The following is a 406-nucleotide window of genomic DNA, read 5'->3' on the forward strand; positions in this document are numbered from 1 at the left end:
CTCGCTAATCTGCACAACACCTCGTAACCTTTTGGGCCCGTAATTTGTATCTATTTGATAGCCTTAAAGATGTTGCCAAAGAATATTTAACAGAGCCTCAAGTTGAGGCTCTACGTCATTCTTATTCGGTAGCAAAAGAAGCACACGAAGGGCAAACGCGCTCTAGTGGCGAACCCTACATAATCCACCCAGTGGCCGTTGCAAGAATCCTTGCAGAAATGCGCCTCGATCTTGAAACCCTCCAAGCAGCACTTCTTCATGATGTTATTGAAGATACCGAAGTCACCAAAGAAGAACTTGAAGACCTTTTTGGTACTGCTGTAGCTGAACTCGTTGACGGTGTTTCGAAACTAGACAAGCTGAAATTCCGAGACCGTAAAGAAGCTCAAGCGGAAAACTTCCGTAA

1 protein-coding gene is annotated in these 406 nt (G+C 44.8%); it reads left to right on the forward strand.

Features of this window, described 5'->3' with window-relative positions:
• Nucleotides 1-44 precede the first annotated feature (44 nt).
• Nucleotides 45-406 (forward strand): HD domain-containing protein (locus AB4585_RS27705; protein ID WP_372171963.1); only part of this gene is annotated, 362 nt, incomplete at its 3' end.

It is taken from the genome of Vibrio sp. 10N.222.49.C9 (assembly GCF_041474985.1).
Classification (GTDB): domain Bacteria; phylum Pseudomonadota; class Gammaproteobacteria; order Enterobacterales; family Vibrionaceae; genus Vibrio; species Vibrio crassostreae_C.